Consider the following 18,065-nt stretch of genomic DNA (forward strand, 5'->3'; position numbering starts at 1 on the left):
TCCCTCCATCATTTATCCTTACTTATTTTAATATAATTTATCCATCCGTGCACCATTTTACATGAATTATCAAATGTTTTCAATGTTTTTTTCGATTACTTTCACGCAAGAGTCGCCAAGATAGTTCATAAGCCTGCTTAATAAGCCAGTTTCAACCTGTACATTCCGGTTCCTTCCAAGCCGTTTTACAACACGTTCTTTCTTGCAGTAAATGACAACTTCGTCTCTTCCGTCAGAGTTTCCAATCAGGTCATAGAGCATCTGTTCCTGTGCAAGAAATGTATCTTTGTCTGCATATTGGAGCCACAGTTCTTTGCGTGTCTGGGAAAATGGAACTACCGATTCGCAGATCAGTTTGCTCGGTGCGTCATCTTCTTCCGATACGCGTCCGCGGATAAATACTTTATTTTCTTCCTGCAGATATTCTTTGTATTTTTCATAATCTCTCGGAAATACGACTACTTCCACTGTTCCGAGCAGATCTTCCAGTGTCAGGATCGCCATCGTTTTATTGGTCTTCGTATACTTAATGGCAAGCGTCGCGATAATTCCTCCGATGATCTCTTTTGCGCCATCATGCACTTTCGCTGCACCGGTTTCTTTATCAAGCTGGAAGTCCAACGTCGTTTTGGAAATACTCTTTCTCCATTTTTCTTCGTATTCTTCCATCGGATGTCCAGTCAGATAGACGCCCAGCACTTCTTTTTCAAATGCAAGCCTTGTCTCTTTTTCATATTCTCCGACCTTCGGCAATGGAATATCAAATTCTGCTTTCTGGTCATCGTCCACCATATCAAACAGCGAAAGCTGTCCTGCCATGGAATATTTGCGCTCCTGGTTCACCTGATCCACAATCTGCACATAAATGATCATGAACTGTTTTCTCGTGCCTCCAAGCCCGTCAAATGCACCGGATTTGATAAAACTTTCGATCGTACGTTTATTCACTTCTTTTCCGGAAAGGCGCTCGATAAAATCTTTCAGTGTCTTAAATTTTCCGCGTTCATTCCGCTCTCTTACGATTGATTCAATGACCGGACGACCGATACTCTTAATCGCCGCAAGGCCATAACGGATTTTTCCGTCCTGTACCGAAAAGTTACCGACACCTTCATTGATATCCGGTGGCAGGATCTCGATTCCCATTTGACGACAGCTATAAATATATTCTGCAACCTTCGGCGGATTATCGATCATAGACGTCATAAGCGCCGCCATAAACTCTACCGGATAATAATATTTTAACCAGGCTGTCTGATAAGATACAACTGCGTAAGCCGCCGCATGTGACTTGTTAAATGCATATTTGGCGAAATCAATCATCTCATCATAGATCTTATTTGCCGTCTTCTCGTCAATTCCATTTGCGATACAGCCCGGCACACCGCCTTCTTCGTCTCCGTAGACAAATGCCTGCCGTTCTTTCTGCATCACGTCCCCCTTTTTCTTGGACATGGCACGGCGCAGAAGATCGCTTCGTCCCAGTGTAAATCCGGCAAGATCACGTACGATCTGCATAACCTGTTCCTGATATACGATACAACCGTAAGTCGGCGCAAGGATCGGCTCCAGCTGCGGGCAGTCGTAAGTGATCGACTCTGGATGGTTCTTTCCCTTAATATACTGTGGAATGAAGTCCATCGGTCCCGGACGGTACAGCGAGATACCGGCGATAATGTCTTCCAGATTCTGTGGTTTCAGTTCCTTCATGAACCCTTTCATACCGCCACTTTCCAACTGGAATATACCATCTGTCTCGCCGCTTCCGACGTAATCCAGTACTTTTTTATCGTTATAATCAATCGCATTGATGTCAATCTCTTTACCGGAACTCTTTTCTGCCAGGCGCACTGCATCCTGAATAACAGTCAGCGTCCGGAGACCGAGGAAATCCATTTTCAGAAGTCCCAGCTCTTCCAGCGTTGTCATTGTAAACTGTGTGACAACCGAACCATCCGAACCTACCGAAAGCGGAACGTATTCTTCTACTGCTTTCTGACTGATCACGACACCGGCTGCATGCATGGATGTATGTCTCGGAAGTCCTTCCAGACGCATGGACATATCGATCAGCTCTTTTACCTGCGGATCGTTATCGTAAGCTTTTTTGAAATCCGGACTGGACTGTAATGCTTTCCCCAGTGTAATATTCAGTTCTTTCGGGATCATTTTGGCGATTCCATCTACAAATGCATACGGAAGGTCCATAACACGCCCTACATCGCGGATAACGCCGCGCGCCGCCATTGTACCGAACGTTACGATCTGCACCACCCGGTCAGTTCCATATTTCCGCACAACATAATCAATGACTTCCTGTCTTCGTTCAAAGCAAAAGTCCACGTCAATATCCGGCATAGATACACGTTCCGGATTCAGGAAACGCTCAAACAGGAGCTGATACCGGAGCGGATCAATACTTGTAATACCTAGACAGTAGGATACAATACTTCCGGCTGCCGAACCTCGTCCCGGTCCGACACTGATGCCGTGGTCTCTTGCATATTTGATAAAATCCCATACAATCAAGAAATAATCTACATACCCCATACGTTTAATAACGCTAAGCTCGTATTCCAGACGTTCACGGATCTTCGGATCATCTCCCGGATACCGTCTTTCCAGTCCTTCATAACATAATTTATTCAGATACTCCCAGGAAGTAAAACCATCCGGCACATCATATTTCGGCAGCTTCTTCTCACCAAATACAATCTCCACATTGCAGCGGTCCGCAATCTTCTGTGTATTATCGATTGCTTCCTGTGCATATGGAAATAATTTTCGCATCTCTTCTTCGGACTTAATGTAATACTGCCCGCCTTCATAACGCATACGGTCTTCATCTGCCAACTTCTTGCCAGTCTGGATACAGAGCAGGATGTCATGTGGCTTCACATCGTCTGCGTAAGTATAGTGGATATCATTCGTTGCCACCAGTTCAATTCCTGTCTCCTGCGACATACGAAGCAGCGACTGGTTTACCAGTTTCTGCTCCTCCATTCCGTGATCCTGCAGTTCCAGAAAGAAATTTCCTTCTCCGAAAATATCTTTGTACCGGCACGCTGCAGCCTTTGCCTCACCATACATTCCCCGGAGAATATTCTTCTGCACTTCTCCTGCAAGGCAAGCACTCAAAGCAATGATTCCCTCATGGTATTGCTCCAATAGTTCCATATCGACACGCGGTTTATAATAGTAGCCTTCTGTAAATCCTCTGGATACAATCTTCATTAAGTTGTAATAACCGGTCTCATTTTCTGCCAGAAGTACGAGATGATAATATCTGTCATCATTATTGCCAACTGCCTCTTTATCAAAACGGGAGCCGGGCGCAACATACACTTCACATCCAAGGATTGGCTTGATCCCTGCTGCCTTTGCCGCACGATAAAAATCGATCACGCCAAACATAACTCCATGATCCGTGATCGCCACACTGTTCATTCCCAGTTCTTTCACTCTGGAAACACATTCTTTGATTTTATTGGAACCATCCAGCAGACTGAACTCCGTATGGACATGCAGATGCGCAAAACTCATAATCTATTCCGACTCCTTTTTATTTTATAATTTATGTATTCTTATATTTCTTCATTTTGTTAAGATACCATACGAATTGTTCCATAAAACCACTCATGTGCCTGCACATAGTGGTTTCAGGCTTTTGCCCCTGGTATCTCGAATATTATACCACATTTCCACCCATGATAGCGTTTTTTGTTATCCCGAACTAAATTTTTCATAATCATAATCTGCATAACATTAGTGCACGTTGTAACGTCAGCTTTCTCTGAAGCCTATACACGCAAGAAGGCAGATAGCATATCCTGCCATCTGCCTTCTCATATCTCTTTGCGACCTGATTCTAATTAGTTGTTCATCATGAATTTGATCAGTCTGTCTGTATCTTCCGGCTCATAAGCGATGATCTCAAGCTCCGGGATCTCTCCGCCTGAGAAGATGTTTGCCATAGAAACATACTGAGATAATTTAGATTTCAGGTTCAGTCTGTCTCCTTCTCCTGTTACTAATTCAACTCTTCCTGAACAATCGTCAACTGTCTTAAAAAATGCGTCGATGTCTTTGATATTCTGTACTTTCATTCTATTGCTCTCCTTCCATTATTCACGCTTGATAAGCTCTTTTCTTTTTCTCACGCTACTAATTATACCTTATTTTTTTAGGATTTCAAGAACCTATTTTTTCGCAAGTTCAATTCCATTCTCCTTAATTTGTATCTTATGCTCTTTAAATAATCTGCCAACTGCTCTTTTGAATGCATTTTTACTAATTCCAAAAGTTTCCTTGATTTTTTCAGGATCAGATTTGTCAGTAAATGGAATACTTCCACCATTTTTTTCTACATAGCCCAGAATCATGACTGCATCATCATCCATCTGCTCAAACGCTTTCTTTCTGACACTTAGATCTAGTTTTCCGTCTTCGTGCACTTTTGTTACGCGACACTCGACTTCCATGCCGACTTTCAGATTGCCGTACGCTTCTCTCTTCGGGATCAGCGCAGAATATTTATCATCTACTGCGACAAACGCGCCAAAGTTATCACTGATCTCGTAAATGCGTCCTTTCACTTCTGCGTCTTTCTCGTATGGCGCATCTGTGCGGAGCTTATCATACACTTTCATCGTTGCGCACAGTCTTCCGCTCTTGTCCACATACAGAGCAACTAATACTTTGTCTTTCTTGGAGACTTTTGCTGTCTGCTCGCGGAACGGAAGCAGGAGGTCTTTTTCCAGACCCCAGTCCAGAAATGCACCGATTCTCGCTGTGTCAGCAACTTCCAGTACCTTCACTTCTCCCATCATCAGCTTTGGTATGCGGGTGGTTGCAATGATACGGTCGGATGAATCTTTGTATAAGAATACTTCGATCGGATCTCCGACTTCAATACCGGCAGGCACTTCTTTCTTCGGAAGCAGAACCTTCTCATCTTTTGTTCCGAGATATACACCGAAATCTACGATTTTTACTACCATTAAACTTCTTCTTTTTCCTAATTCATTCTGTAAATTCATCTTTTTCTCCTATTAGCTGAATTCAACGGTCGCAAAGATCCGATCCGACTCATCACAAAGCTCCACTACCGTTCTTGTTTCCTCTGCTGCCACTTTCGGCACAATGATATCTCCATACACTGCCGAATTTTTATATTCTACACGAACCTGCCTGATATCCCCGGTATGTTCGATATATTCCATTGCCATCTGTACATACTGACAGTTATTCACATGTTCGTTCGTATCGATATGATATTTTCGCACTGCAAACGGCTCTTTTTTTACCGCACTCTCCGGAAGTTTTATCTTCCTTGGCTGATAATCCATCTCCAGTGGTTCTCCGCTTCCGTACGGTTCTACTTCTTCTGCGGACGGCCGCACCGGGCGTCCTTTTTTCATATCCATATATGCCCAGACAGAATTGGCATATGCAAGTTTCTTTCCTTCTGTATCTGTCATGCAGAAATTACGCTTTCCCAACATGCTTTTAAATTCTGTCGCCCATGTCGCTATATTAATCTCCTGCGCAAGTCGCGGATATTCTTCGATCACGACCTGCCAGTAAGTTAGTATCCAGGCTCTGTTATGTTCCGCAAAATAGTCCACGCCAAGTCCGATACTTTCCGACTGGAATGTACTGCAGTCCTGGAAATAGTTGATAATCCCCGGTAAGGTAATACGGCCGGTATGATCGACTTCGCTGAACCGCACTTTGCTGTCAAATGTATAATGATTATTCTGCTGCACTTGCCACATAGCTCCTTTCCATTGTGATCACCGCATGATACCGGTCATTTTTTTCCCGGAGTCTGCGAGCAAACTCTTCTCTTAAGTCATTTTGTTTCTCTTTATCATATTCGTAAGGAATCACCATATCAAAGATCAGGTTCTTATGATCCCTACCTCCTACTACCCTGAAATCATGGATGCTGACACGCTTGTCCATCTCTTTTATAATCTCTTCGGCATCTTTTTTGATCGCCAGCACTTTTTTATCTTCTGTCTCAACCGGATCCATATGGATCACAAGGAAAAGTCCCATCTTCTTCATGGCTTCTCGCTCAATCCGGTCAATGACGGCATGAGATTCTTCAATATCCACATTATTCGGCACTTCCGCATGGATTGATGCCATACTCTTTGCCGGTCCGTAATTATGTACGATCAAATCGTGGCTGCCAACTACACCGTCATATTTTTCCACAAAATTCGTGATCTGTAAATAGACTTTCGGATCTACTGCCTGACCGATCAATGGCTCCAGCGTATCTTTTGCGATACCGACACCTGCCCACATAACGACAAGGGATACACCCAGACCTATAAATCCGTCGATATTATACCCGGTCAGCTTTAAAAATACAACTGAAAATATCGTTGCCGATGTCGTAATGACATCGCCGATCGCATCTGCCGACACCGCCATCATCACTTTGGAATCTATCCTTTTTCCCAATTTCTTATTAAAGTAGCTCATCCACAACTTGACCGCAACGGACAGGATCAATACAACTACCGAAAATAACTGGAATCGCATTTCCTGTGGATGTCTTATTTTAGAAATGGCATCTTTAAAAAATGTAAATCCGACTTCCAGCACAAGAAATGCGACGACCAGCGCCGCAATATATTCCACTCTTCCATGTCCGAACGGATGCTCTTCATCTGCCGGTCTCTCTGCAATCTTCACTCCAACCAGACTGATGATGGATGAACCTGCATCCGACAGGTTATTAAATGCATCTGCCATAATGGAAATACTGTGCAGGAAAAATCCAATACACCATTTCAGTCCGAATAAAAAAAGATTGCAAAAGATGCCCGTGACACTCGCCAGCACTCCATATGCTGTCCGCACAGACACCTTTTCCACATCTTCATAATTTTCTACAAAATGTCTAATCAGAAACTCTGTCATGACATTTCCTCCTCTATCTGTCTGCCAGCCACCGGTTCAGCTTCTCACCGAAAAAATAGCTTTTTAACCGGAACTTTTCCGGCTTCGTCACCAGTTCATACGCATCTGCATCCAGCATTTCTCTTAAGTTCTCTCTGCCTTTTTCATCCGGTGTCACACAGACCGCCTCTGTAAAACACATGCTCGGATACAACACACACCACCAGTTATGCCCTGTGGCTTTCCCAAGTCTTATCTCTAATGCCCGGTACCATCCCTTCGGAAAGCAGATATTTCCATAGTATTTCTCCGGGAAATAGACATCTGTCAGCACTGCCTTCGCACGGTAATTTACACCCGCTTTTTTAAGCACCCGGTTTACTTCCTGCTCAAATTCCGGCAAATACTCCCTCACAAGTCGCTCTGCCTCTGCTCTTGATACTTCCTGTTCCATGCTGTCAGCATCTGCAGATGTATCTTTATTTCTATCGCTTTTCAGTAACCGGCTTCCGTATACAAGCACGGCATCCCGGACCTGCCTTTTCACTTTCTGGTCTTCATTGCTGTCGCTGTTCGCCAGAACATGAAATCTCAATACTTCTTTTGCAAGTTTTTCCTGCGTCTTATCAATTGCTCTCTGCGCCCTGATTTCTTCACAGTCACACAACACATAAAATAAAAGACATGCGGCGCAGACGCTCAGTATAACACAGACTGCCTTCTGAATTCTATAAGTTTTTATATTTATATATCTCACCTGTTCTATGTACTCCTTTCTTTTATTGGGAGTCTTCACATTTCACAGGAATTTATACAAATATTTTCAAATCCTTTTAAACTTTTTTTGTGTGAATAACATTGATCACGGTTGCAACCTGATTGTCGATATGTTCGCACATGATGCGGGTTGCTTCTTCTTTATTTCTCTTTGAAATATTATCGATCAGTTCTTCATGCTCTGCGATAAGCTGCGGATATGCTTCTTCTTTTTTCAGATATTCCACCCGGTAACGATACATCTGCTCACGCAGATTGTTAAGCAGCAGAATCAGCTTCTGATTATCTGTTGCCGTATAAATAACATCGTGAAATGCCACATCAGCTTCCGCGATTTTTGTTACATCCTGATCATCCAGTGTATCTTTAAATCGCTCTGCTACCCGTTTCAGTTCCTCGATCTCTTCCTCTGTGATCTTCTCACACGCAAGCTGTACGGATAATTCTTCCAGCGCTTTTCTTACTTCCAGTACATCGCGCAGACTCTTCTCTGTAATGTCTGCAACTTCGGCACCTTTTCGCGGCACCATATTTACCAGACCTTCCAGCTCCAGCTTTCTAAGCGCCTCACGGATCGGTGTACGGCTGACGCCAAGCTTATTTGCGAGCTGGATCTCCATCAGACGCTCGCCCGGTTTCAGCTCTCCGCGCAGAATTGCCTGTCTTAATGTATTAAATACAACATCACGCAGAGGCAGATATTCATTCATTGTCACATTAAATTTCGGTTCTTTCATCTTTTTCTCCTTGCATTGTGTATATTCGTCACATAAACCTGTTTTGTCAGTCTCGCATCCCGGATCGCATCGGCAGCTTTTCTTGCCGTTGCTTTCTCTTCAAAGATTCCAAATACAGTCGGTCCGCTTCCGCTCATCATAGCGTTCAGCGCGCCCTCTTTTATCATCATTTTCTTAATCTGGTCGATCACCGGATAAGCATCCACAGTTACACGCTCCAGTACATTGCCCATGCTGCCTGCAACTTTCTTCAGATCTCCGGCTTTTAATCCTGCTAAAATACCGTCGATATCCGGATGATCTTCGATTTCGTGAGAATCCAGTTTCTCATAGACCATCTTCGTCGATACACTTATTGCCGGTTTTGCAATAAGAACATAGCATTTCGGCATCGGGGATAATGGTGTCAGAATCTCTCCGATTCCTTCTGCCAGCACGGTTCCGCGCATAATACAGTACGGAACATCTGCACCGAGCTTAACACCTCGTTCCATCAGTTCTTTCTGACTCAGGCCAAGTGAAAACATCCGGTTCATTCCAAAAAGAACTGCTGCCGCATTCGAGCTTCCGCCTGCCATGCCTGCTGCCACCGGAATGTGTTTATCCAATTGTATGGAAACACCTTCTTCCATATGAAATTCGTCCATCAGCATCTGTGCAGCCTGATAAGCCAGATTATTCTCATTTACCGGAAGATAATAGAGATTCGTCTCAAGTCTGATCCCCGGTGTCTTACTCTTCTTCATAATAATACGGTCATAGAGATAAACGGTCTGCATAACCATACGCACGTCATGGTAGCCATTCTCCCGTCTTCCCAGCACATCCAGACCAAGATTAATTTTTCCAAGTGCTTTCAGTTCTAATCTGTCCATCTTTTGTTCTCCTTGTACTTTTTACCCTATACCTTGTATCTTGTATACAATTTACCTACAGTATACTTAAACTTTCCTTAAAAATCAATATTTTATCCCCAGATTTCAGTCCATTCTTTTCACAGTCATTCATCTCAAGAATCCTCTCTCCGGTTGTGCCGTAACGCTTTGCGAGATCCCAGAGCGTATCTCCTTCTTTTACGATGTAGCCTACGATTCCCGGCTGTTTTTCCAGTTTTTCTGCATCAAACGGGAGACAGATCATTTCCTGCGGGCAGCGTATTTTCACTTCTTCTTTCAGGAATCCGTGAAATGCAAGTACTGCTTTTACTTCTACTTCTGCATTTCCAAGCAGTCCGACATTTAACTGTTCGATGCACCACGTCAGATCCACCTGCATCCGATCGTTCGTCTCATTACTTTCCAGAAATGCAGTAAACGGAACCATTCCCTGCCATACATCAAACGGGATTTCATCGTCTGATTTGATATAAAGAAACTGGATATGCAATACACCTTCCACTTCGATTCCTTTCTCTGTAATCTGTGTACTCTCCACTTCCACTCTTCCTGTGCTGTGGCAAATCTGTAAAATATCTTCTTTAATCTCCGGAAGTGTCAGCTTCTCTGTCACTTTACATTTGGTATGATTCTGCATCAGTAATTTTTCGCACGGACAGTCCTTATATTTTATCTCACACTCACCATCCAGCGCATAGGCATCCTCCAGCACATCCATTTCTACTTCTTCATAGACGATCAGCCGCATATCCAGCGTTGCTTCCACGCCAAGAATTCTTACTTCTCCTTCCTCGTCCATGCGCGATTCCACTGCCACATCTGTAAATACCGGATACAATTGGTGATACATGGAATCTTTTGCTCCATAACACGGAATCTTTCCTTCATATGCCACCGTCTGCTCTATCCAGTCCAGCCTTCCATCCGGCGATTCATAAAAACAGAACACAAGCATTTCACCCTGCAGCAGAAGTACTTCCTCCCCAATCCTTGTGTCCAGTTTTCCCGGAGTGACTTCGGTCCACAGTAATGTGCCGATATTTTCTTTTGTCCCGCCAATCTGTACTTCTTCTTTGATCCGGTATGTATCACGCTTCATCGTATGCATTTTCAGAAGTGTCTCCTGTCTCTTCTTTCTGCACAGTCCGTCTGCGTATTCGCTGCCTTCTTCCCCCCGTCTTCCTTCTCTGTAAATATCGCTTGTCAGATGTTCTTCTTTCTGCTGTTCCGAACAAACCTGTAATTCTACGAGTGCTTTGATTCCAAGCTTTCTTGAATGGATCACCGTTACGGTAAGTTCCGTCTGTGAACTCTTGATAAATAAACTGCCCTCCGGCACTTTCTCTGCATAAACCAGCTCCTCAAATGGAAATCTTCCTTCCAGAGATGACAGCCGTTTCTCAGAATCATCCGTCACATAAAGCATGCGAAACTGTATCTTTCCGCTGATCCGTATGTAATTGTCCACAATTTTCTGCTCTTCGATGCGCAATGTACCTTCATTCAGGATCACACGCTGCACATCACTTTTGGCATCCGGCACGTTATAGTCCTGATCCACATAAAACTGATCTACAATCGTTTTTCCCTGGCTGTATCTCCTAAATTCCTGCGTCTCGCATGTCAGAGTTTCATAATCTTTTTGCTCCATTTTGACAACCTCACTTTCCTGTTATTTATTGTTTTTCATCAAGCTATAACCATCCTTTATGATACCCACGGATTGTTCCGTGCTGCGCACTCTCACAATCCGCCCCCATCATTCGCATATCGTGAGATTGAAATCCCACTTTTATGCTCATGTTGTGGGCGGGGTTCAAGGTCCTGCATCCACTCATGCGCAAGCGCATATGGCTGCAGACCTGAACCCCTGGTATCATTCAAATACCACTATCTTCCCGCCTGCTTTCATTTTCACCACGCAGTACGGATAGGTCTCCTTCTTTTTTCTTACGGTTCCTCTTTTCGGACCGACAAGCTCTGTCTGAAAGAAAATTGTATTGGAAGTTTCTTCTATCTTTATAACCTTCACCCGGTAACCGTCCTGCTTTTTTCTTCCATACCCGCAGAACAGATACAGACTGCCCTGATCTTCGTATGTCAGGGTAAATGGTTCCTGTTTCTTTTCTTCAATCCATTTCTTACATTCTTCCGGTATTTCCTCTCTCCGGACATTTTCATATACGGCTTTTCTTTTCTGCGTGTCATCCACTTTCCGGATCGAACAGCCACACAATATCCACAAACAGAGAACAAGTCCTGCACACAACAACCACTTCCGCATACACTCACCCTGCAATTTCTCTTTAATATCATACACAGTGAACCTATGAAAAATACCAATTTTGGTGTATACTTATAAAAGTGTTGCCATAAAAATGTGCTTTTGTACATTCACACAAGCAGCTGGATTTTATTGAAACAGACTAAGGAGTACTTAATTATGAAACAATACAGACGACAGGCGGGTGTTCTTCTGCATCCGACATCACTTCCTTCTCCATATGGGATCGGAGATCTTGGACATACGGCATACCATTTTGTTGATTTTCTGGAAGCCGCCGGACAGAAACTCTGGCAAATCCTTCCACTAACACATACAGGTTTCGGAGATTCTCCGTATCAGAGTTTCTCTGCCTTCGCCGGGCAGCCGCTTCTTATAAGCCCGGATCATTTGAAAGAACTGGGACTTTTATTCGACCATGAACTGAAAGATGCACCTGCCGGAGACAGCGCACAGGTAGACTACGGAACGGTCATTCCGTGGAAACACAGCATTTTCCGCCTTGCATACAACCGTTTTTACGAAAGAGACGGGGGCGATCCGCTAAAGCAGGATTTCGCACGCTTCTGTCAGGAGGAAGCTTTCTGGCTGGAGGATTACGCGCTTTTCCTCGCCTGCAAAGACGCCAATGACGGAAGGAGCTGGCTGGACTGGCCGGATATGTACCGCAGCCCATCCCCGGAATACAAAGAGGAATTAAAACAGCTTTTGCAGAAAGAAGCCGGATATTACAAATTTCTGCAGTTTATCTTCTTCACAGAATGGGGCAGACTGAAAGCATATGCAAATGAGAAAGGCATCCAGATCATCGGCGATATCCCGATCTTCGTATCCATGGACAGTGCAGATGTCTGGGCAAATAAAGAACTATTCCACCTGGACGAGAAAGGGTATCCACTCTCTGTTGCGGGAGTTCCGCCGGATTATTTTTCTGCAACCGGGCAGCTCTGGGGCAATCCGCTCTATGCATGGGATGCACATAAGAACAGCGATTTCTCCTGGTGGATCTCGCGTATCCGCACACAGCTTAAGAATCTGGACATCCTGCGTATCGACCATTTTCGTGGCTTTGACGCATGCTGGTCTATCCCTTACGGCGAACCGACTGCCGTCAACGGACACTGGGCGAAGGTGCCGGGCTGGGATCTCTTTGATGCGATCTCCCAGGCACTCGGCGACGATCTGCCGATCATTGCAGAAGATCTCGGTATCATTACGGATGAGGTAAATGCGCTTCGTGAACATTTCGGATTCCCGGGCATGAAGGTTCTGCAGTTTGCTTTTGATTCTACCGACGAAAATGCATACCTACCGCACCGTTTTGAATCTCCGGTCTGCGTCTGCTACACCGGAACACACGACAATGCTACAACACTTTCCTGGTACAAGACATTACCGGAACATTGCCGCAAAAAAGTCTGTGCTTACACCGGAACAACCGATGAGAAGAAGATCGGTTATGGGCTGATAAAGGCAGCGCTTTCCAGCATTGCCACTTATGCGATCTATCCGCTGCAGGATCTTTTATTCTGCGGAGATGAAGGACGCATGAATACGCCGGGAAAAGCCACCGGCAACTGGAGCTGGCGTTTCCGTGCACAAGATCTGAAACCGGAATACGCAGATACCCTTCGTGAACTTACCTTATTATATGGACGCTTTGATTAAGCGCCCCAGGCAAAGAAAGGATATACAAATGTTTAGATTTATTTTGGTAGTCATTACTTTATTTTTATATCTGATCCTCGGAATCCCGGTACTGGGTATCGAATGGATCATCAGCAAATTTAATCAGGAAGCTGCCGATTATCAATGTCTGCGCATGGTGCAGGCTGCATTCCGATTTATGCTTAAGATTGCAGGAACTGAGATCACTGTAATCGGTGAAGAAAGGATCCCGGATGAGCCGGTACTTTTCATTGGCAATCACAGAAGTTATTTTGACATTCTTCTGACTTACTCCCGATGCAAACGCCGCACCGGATACATTGCCAAAAAGGAAATGATGAGCTATCCTCTGCTCCGCACATGGATGAAGCGCCTTTATTGCCTCTTCCTTGACCGTGACAACCCGAAAGAGGGACTAAAGACCATCCTCAAAGCAATTGAATACGTAAAAAGCGGAATCTCCATCTGCATTTTCCCGGAAGGTACGAGAAATACCGGCGAAGAGTTAAGTGTTCTTCCATTCCACAGCGGCTCTTTTAAAATTGCTGAGAAAAGTGGTTGTCCAATCGTACCGATCAGCATGAATAACACAATCTCGATTTTCGAGAAACAGTTCCCGCGCATTAAGAAGACCCACGTCATCATCGAATATGGCAAGCCGATCTATGCAAAAGATCTGGACCGTGAACAGAAAAAACAGCTCTCACAGAACTGTCAGAAGATTATTGAAGATACCATTAAGAAGAACCAGGCATTACTCTAATGCCTGGCTTTTCTTTTTTCTTTTACTTTTTTCTCTGTAAGTGCTATAATGGAACGGAATTTATAAAAAAGGAGACAAATGGGACCATGAACAGACAAGATCTTACGTTATTGACGGACTTTTATGAGCTGACAATGATGCAGGGATACTATGAGGAGAAACAGAACGAAACCGTTATTTTCGACGTTTTCTTCCGCCAGAATCCTTGCGGCAACGGATATTCTGTATGTGCCGGATTAGAGCAGGTGATCGATTATGTGAAGAACCTGAATTTTACTTACGAGGATGTGGACTACTTAAGAAGTCTGCACATTTTCAGTGAGGATTTTCTGCACTACTTAAGCGGTTTTCATTTCAGTGGTGATATCTATGCAATTCCGGAAGGAACCGTTGTATTTCCAAAAGAGCCACTGTTAAAAGTGATCGCTCCGATCATGGAGGCACAGCTTGTAGAAACCGCGATCCTGAACATCATCAATCACCAGTCACTGATCGCTACGAAGACTTCCCGAATTGTCTTTGCGGCAGACGGCGACGGTATTATGGAATTTGGTCTGAGACGTGCACAAGGACCGGATGCCGGACTTTATGGTGCGAGAGCTGCTATGATCGGCGGCTGCGTCGGCACATCCAATGTTCTTGCAGGACAGCTTTTTGATGTTCCGGTCATGGGTACACATGCACATAGTTGGATCATGAGCTTCAAGGATGAATATACTGCATTTAAGAACTATGCGAAAATGTATCCGGATAACTGCACATTACTTGTCGATACGTATGATACTCTCAAATCCGGTGTACCGAATGCGATTCGTGTATTCCGAGAATTTAAAGAGTCTGGTCATCCCCTCAAAAAATACGGAATCCGTCTTGACAGTGGCGACCTTGCATACCTTTCTAAAGAAGCACGCAAGATGTTGGATGCTGCCGGATTCGAAGATGCAACCATCTGCGCATCCAATGATCTGGATGAGTTCCTTCTCCACGATCTGAAGATGCAAAAAGCAGCCATTGATTCCTGGGGTGTCGGTACAAATCTGATCACTTCCAAGGACTGCCCGTCTTTCGGCGGTGTATATAAGCTGGCTGCCATAAAGAATCAGGACGGAGAATTTATTCCGAAGATTAAGATTTCTGAAAATACAGAAAAAATTACAAATCCTGGTAACAAAACCATTTATCGTATCTATGATAAAGAAACAGGAAAACTCAAAGCTGATCTGATCTGTTTTGCCGGCGAAGAATATGACACCAATGAAGATCTGTTATTATTTGATCCAATCGAGACATGGAAAAAGACCAGGCTTCCGGGTGGCACATACACAATGCGTGAGATTCTCGTTCCAGTCTTCATAAATGGTGAATGTGTCTACAACTCTCCTTCTGTTATGGAGATTGCAGCTTACTGCAAGCAAGAGACGGATACACTCTGGGATGAGACCAAACGTCTCTTCTACCCACATCGTATCCATGTGGATTTATCACAGAAATTATACGATGTGAAAAAATCGCTGCTTGATCAGATGAGCATATCTGACTAAGTAAGGAGAATTTATTTTATGAAAATTATAGTATTAGCCGGAGGACTCAGTCCTGAGCGCGACGTATCACTTATTTCCGGAGCAGGAATCTGTAAAACACTACGCGAAAGGGGGCATCAGGCTTATCTGCTGGACGTTTATTTTGGACTACCTTATGATGCGGATAAACTGGACGAAGTCTTCGATCTTCCGGACGCCGGACTTGGTATTGCAGAAGGTATCAAAACAACGATGCCGGATCTCGATGCTTTGAAAAAGTCCCGACCTGATCAGTCCGACTGCTATCTTGGACCGAACGTCATCGAGCTGTGCCGTATGGCAGATATTACTTTTATGGCTCTGCACGGTTCTGTCGGTGAGAACGGAAAGTTGCAGGCTACTTTTGATATCCTCGGCATCCGTTATACCGGTCCGAATTCTCTGGGTTGTTCCCTTTCTATGAATAAACTGGTTGCCAAACAGATTTTTAAAATGAGTCGTGTAGCAACTCCGCGAGGAACTTCCCTGAATCGCCAGACAAAAGATACCCCGCTTGACGAGCTGGGATATTATCTTCCTCTGGTTATCAAACCATGCTCCGGCGGTTCCAGCATCGGTGTATTTATCGTTCACACCGAAGAAGAATATCTTGATGCGATCCATCAGTCTTTTGATGTCCATCAGGAAGAAGAAGTTGTAATTGAACCTTATATCAAAGGAAGAGAATTTGCCTGTGGTATTCTCGCCGGCAAAGCACTTCCGATCGTAGAGATCATTCCTAAAGACGGTGTGTTCAACTACGAGAACAAATACCAGGCAGGCGGCGCACAGGAAATCTGCCCTCCGGTCTCTCTCGATGAGAAGACACAGAAGAAAATGAAGCGCATGGCAGAGAAGGCATTTCGCACTTTACGCATGGATGTGTATGCACGCGCTGACTTTATCGTTGACGATACAGACGGTAAGTTCTATTGTCTGGAAATGAACGGACTTCCGGGTATGACTCCGGCGAGTCTGATTCCGAAGGCTGCGAAGGCTGCCGGTTTGGAATATGGTGATCTGTGCGAGCAGATCATTGATGAATCAATCAAAGCACGCTACCAATAAGGAGGAATTTATTCTATGAAAAACCTTACTTTGGAAAATATCACCAAGGCCTGTAAAGGAACTTATCACGGCGATACATCCAAACTTTCCCAGGAAGTAGCAGGTGTCGTGATCGACAGTCGTAAAGTCGAGAAAGATTACCTTTTTGTCGCTATTGACGGAGAAAATGTAAATGCACATAAATTTATCCCGGATACAATCGAGAAGGGCGCAATGTGTGTCGTTTCCCATGAAGATCTGGGCGAAACCGATTACCCGTATATTCTGGTAGAATCAACCGGTCAGGCACTTTTAGACATTGCGAAACTGTACCGTGATTCTTTCGATGTAAAGGTTGTCGGAATTACAGGAAGTGTCGGAAAGACAAGTACAAAAGAGATGATCGCATCTGTACTTTCCCAGAAATACAATGTTCATAAGACATTAGGAAATTTCAATAACGAATGGGGACTTCCGATCACAATTTTTGAAATGAACGAGGAGAACCAGGTTGCTATTCTGGAAATGGGAGTCAACCACTTCGGCGAGATGCGCAGACTTTCTTCTGTTGCAAGTCCGGATGTATGTGTGATCACGAACATCGGTGTTGCCCACTTGGAATTTTTCAAGACAAGAGAAGGTATCTTCCAGGAGAAATCCCAGATGATCCAGGATATGAAAAATGGCGGAACCATCATTTTCAACGGAGATGATGATATTTTACGTGAATCCGGTCCGATCAAAGGTGTAGAGCCTGTATTCTTCGGAACCGGTGACAACAGTGATTTCCGCGCAACAGATATTAAACCGCTCGGACTTAAAGGAACTTCATGCACGCTCCACATGCCAAACGGAACTTCTTTTGACTGCGTTGTTCCGCTTCCGGGTATCCACATGGTATCCAATGCGCTGGCAGGTGCCGCTGTCGGATACAGCCTTGATCTGACAAATGAAGAAATCAAAGCCGGTATCGAGAATCTCCCGTCTATTCCGGGAAGAAACCACATCATCATTACCGATAAGCTGACGATCTTAGATGACTGCTACAATGCAAATCCGATTTCTACAAAGGCATCCATTGATGTTCTCGATATGGCGATCGGACGTAAAGTTGCTGTCCTTGGAAATATGGGTGAACTTGGTGCAAATGAAAAAGAACTGCACTACGAGACAGGCGCATATGCCGCTGAAAAAGGTGTAGATGTTGTATGCGCGATCGGAGATCTTGCGAAAGAGATTGCAAACGGTGCTTCCGTAGACGGTACAGAAGTACACTGGTTTAAAACAAAAGCGGATTTCCTTGCAGAGATGAAAAATATTATGAAAGAGGGAGACAATGTCCTTGTCAAAGCTTCTCATGGAATGCATTTTCCTGAACTGGTAGAGGCTCTGGAAGCATTGTAGGAGTGTAGAATC

General features: G+C 44.3%; 15 protein-coding genes. 5 read left to right on the plus strand and 10 right to left on the minus strand.

Annotated features, from left to right (window positions below; translation table 11 throughout):
• Window positions 1-69 precede the first annotated feature (69 nt).
• From H8S07_RS03810 to H8S07_RS03855, 10 genes are all read right to left on the minus strand, one after another.
• A complete protein-coding gene (locus H8S07_RS03810; protein ID WP_186855444.1) occupies window positions 70-3,543 on the minus strand; it encodes a DNA polymerase III subunit alpha in 3,474 nt (1,157 codons plus the stop codon).
• A 329-nt stretch (window positions 3,544-3,872) separates the two neighbouring features.
• Entirely contained in the window at window positions 3,873-4,106 is a 234-nt protein-coding gene (locus H8S07_RS03815) for a hypothetical protein (protein ID WP_021859682.1), read from the minus strand.
• A gap of 93 nt (window positions 4,107-4,199) precedes the next feature.
• Window positions 4,200-5,039, minus strand: a complete 840-nt coding sequence (locus H8S07_RS03820; protein ID WP_118287985.1) for a CvfB family protein — start codon at window positions 5,037-5,039, stop codon at window positions 4,200-4,202.
• 12 nt (window positions 5,040-5,051) lie between these two features.
• Window positions 5,052-5,768: an acyl-[acyl-carrier-protein] thioesterase gene (locus H8S07_RS03825; protein ID WP_330598502.1), complete on the minus strand. Its 717-nt coding sequence runs from the start codon at window positions 5,766-5,768 to the stop codon at window positions 5,052-5,054.
• Window positions 5,755-6,939 (minus strand): cation diffusion facilitator family transporter, encoded by a 1,185-nt coding sequence (locus tag H8S07_RS03830; protein ID WP_118287986.1) that lies wholly within the window; start codon window positions 6,937-6,939, stop codon window positions 5,755-5,757. The genes H8S07_RS03825 and H8S07_RS03830 overlap by 14 nt, the downstream gene beginning before the upstream one ends.
• A gap of 13 nt (window positions 6,940-6,952) precedes the next feature.
• Window positions 6,953-7,675, minus strand: a complete 723-nt coding sequence (locus tag H8S07_RS03835; protein WP_330598503.1) for a stage II sporulation protein R — start codon at window positions 7,673-7,675, stop codon at window positions 6,953-6,955.
• A 76-nt stretch (window positions 7,676-7,751) separates the two neighbouring features.
• On the minus strand, window positions 7,752-8,432 hold the full coding sequence (locus H8S07_RS03840; RefSeq protein ID WP_021859677.1) for a GntR family transcriptional regulator: 681 nt from the start codon (window positions 8,430-8,432) through the stop codon (window positions 7,752-7,754).
• Window positions 8,429-9,307, minus strand: coding sequence for a 4-(cytidine 5'-diphospho)-2-C-methyl-D-erythritol kinase (gene ispE / locus H8S07_RS03845; protein WP_118287987.1), 879 nt, complete (start codon window positions 9,305-9,307; stop codon window positions 8,429-8,431). The genes H8S07_RS03840 and ispE overlap by 4 nt, the downstream gene beginning before the upstream one ends.
• 55 nt (window positions 9,308-9,362) lie before the next feature.
• Window positions 9,363-10,979 (minus strand): DUF3794 and LysM peptidoglycan-binding domain-containing protein, encoded by a 1,617-nt coding sequence (locus H8S07_RS03850; RefSeq protein ID WP_186855446.1) that lies wholly within the window; start codon window positions 10,977-10,979, stop codon window positions 9,363-9,365.
• Window positions 10,980-11,204: 225 nt separating this feature from the next.
• The gene (locus H8S07_RS03855) at window positions 11,205-11,612 is read right to left on the minus strand and encodes a protease complex subunit PrcB family protein (protein WP_186855447.1); all 408 of its coding nucleotides are present in this window, start codon (window positions 11,610-11,612) and stop codon (window positions 11,205-11,207) included.
• A 132-nt stretch (window positions 11,613-11,744) separates the two neighbouring features.
• On the opposite strand from H8S07_RS03855, the gene malQ reads away from it, so the two are divergent.
• The 5 genes from malQ to H8S07_RS03880 all read left to right on the plus strand — a co-directional run bounded on the left by malQ (window position 11,745) and on the right by H8S07_RS03880 (window position 18,053).
• Window positions 11,745-13,280: a 4-alpha-glucanotransferase gene (gene malQ / locus H8S07_RS03860; RefSeq protein ID WP_279287641.1), complete on the plus strand. Its 1,536-nt coding sequence runs from the start codon at window positions 11,745-11,747 to the stop codon at window positions 13,278-13,280.
• 28 nt (window positions 13,281-13,308) lie between these two features.
• The gene (locus H8S07_RS03865) at window positions 13,309-14,043 is read left to right on the plus strand and encodes a lysophospholipid acyltransferase family protein (protein ID WP_118287991.1); all 735 of its coding nucleotides are present in this window, start codon (window positions 13,309-13,311) and stop codon (window positions 14,041-14,043) included.
• An 86-nt stretch (window positions 14,044-14,129) separates the two neighbouring features.
• The gene (locus tag H8S07_RS03870) at window positions 14,130-15,584 is read left to right on the plus strand and encodes a nicotinate phosphoribosyltransferase (RefSeq protein WP_186855449.1); all 1,455 of its coding nucleotides are present in this window, start codon (window positions 14,130-14,132) and stop codon (window positions 15,582-15,584) included.
• An 18-nt stretch (window positions 15,585-15,602) separates the two neighbouring features.
• A complete protein-coding gene (locus H8S07_RS03875) occupies window positions 15,603-16,670 on the plus strand; it encodes a D-alanine--D-alanine ligase family protein (RefSeq protein WP_186855450.1) in 1,068 nt (355 codons plus the stop codon).
• A gap of 15 nt (window positions 16,671-16,685) precedes the next feature.
• A complete protein-coding gene (locus tag H8S07_RS03880; protein ID WP_186855451.1) occupies window positions 16,686-18,053 on the plus strand; it encodes a UDP-N-acetylmuramoyl-tripeptide--D-alanyl-D-alanine ligase in 1,368 nt (455 codons plus the stop codon).
• Window positions 18,054-18,065: the final 12 nt, after the last annotated feature.

The organism is Dorea hominis (genome assembly GCF_014287705.1).
Taxonomy (GTDB): domain Bacteria; phylum Bacillota; class Clostridia; order Lachnospirales; family Lachnospiraceae; genus Dorea_D; species Dorea_D hominis.